The sequence below is a fragment of the Ferruginibacter sp. HRS2-29 genome, assembly GCF_024343615.1.
Taxonomy (GTDB): domain Bacteria; phylum Bacteroidota; class Bacteroidia; order Chitinophagales; family Chitinophagaceae; genus Ferruginibacter.
On the sequence record NZ_RJUB01000079.1, the window covers coordinates 1 to 1,201 of the forward strand.

Annotated in this window: 2 protein-coding genes; one reads left to right on the plus strand and one right to left on the minus strand. The window is 47.2% G+C overall.

The annotated features are described in order from the left end of the window. Positions 1-112 precede the first annotated feature (112 nt). Positions 113-250, minus strand: a complete 138-nt coding sequence (locus EGI32_RS11035; RefSeq protein WP_255154962.1) for a hypothetical protein — start codon at positions 248-250, stop codon at positions 113-115. 346 nt (positions 251-596) lie between these two features. On the opposite strand from EGI32_RS11035, the gene EGI32_RS11040 reads away from it, so the two are divergent. Continuing rightward, a partial coding sequence (locus tag EGI32_RS11040; protein ID WP_255155430.1) for a hypothetical protein occupies positions 597-1,201 on the plus strand: 605 nt, incomplete at its 3' end.

The following is a 1,201-nucleotide window of genomic DNA, read 5'->3' on the forward strand; positions in this document are numbered from 1 at the left end:
TAAATGGCCGAATTAACTCAGAGGGGGAAGAAGAGTCAATCCCAAAGTTGTCTTTTTTATCCATTATTCTTACTGTAAAGAAAAAGTATTTGTCAGTTGTTTTAAAATTTCGTCAAGAGTAATTCCAGCCTGCCCCTGTTTTCAGCACATTATATTGGTTGCCCCTTGCTACGGCAATGGTATTGGCTTTTACAGTACCGTTCACTTCCAGCTTTTTGGCCCGGTGGTAAAAGGATGGATCAATGATCATACCTGACCCGGGTGCTCCATAGGGTGTTGGTTTTAAGAAAAGAGGAGCACATTCTTATCCCCTGATACTGTTTTTCATCTACCTGAAAAGCACTTTCATCCACTTTATAGCCGATTTTTTGTAATCAATGATTTCTGCATACTATTTTCTTTTATAAAGCGTTATTCAGTATACCTTAATAAATGCCGGGCGGCGGTAGCCGCATCCAAAATCTAACAATGAAGCAAACCATACTCTGCAAATACCACGGCCGGCGGCCGGCGAAACGGGCATACCCGTAATGCCCGAAACATAACCCACTCTTATCTATCATCACTATACGTTACCTCTTAACCCACTAACCACCATGAGAAAACCGATCAGTTTTTTGAAAGCCAAATGGCAGTTGCAAGCTATTTTTCTGGCGATGTTCCTTTTCATTTTTACAGGCATCAGCAATGCCCAGCTGCTTGGCCAGCAGGGAAATAAATTAGTAGGCACCAACCCCATAGGTTATAGCCCACAGGGGACATCGGTAGCAATTTCTGCCGATGGCAATACGGCTATTGTGGGTAGCGACCAGGACAATGGCAATGTAGGAGCAGTATGGTTTTATACCCGTACGGGTGTAAACTGGGCGCAGCAGGGCCCCAAAATGGTTGCTACAGATGCCGTAGGTGCACCCCACCAGGGCTATTCTGTGTCTATATCTGCCGACGGCAATACGGCTGTAGTGGGTGGCTATCTTGATAGCAACCCTATGGGGGCGGCATACGTGTTTACCCGTACCGCCGGGGTATGGAGCCAGCAGGGCCCCAAATTAGTTGGTACAGGCTCGACCACCGGCCCTATACAAGGCTGGTCTGTCGGCATTTCGGGCGATGGCAATACCATACTGGTAGGTGGGCAGGGAGACAATAATTATGCAGGCGCCGTATGGGCATTTACCCGTACAGGTGGGGTATGGACGCA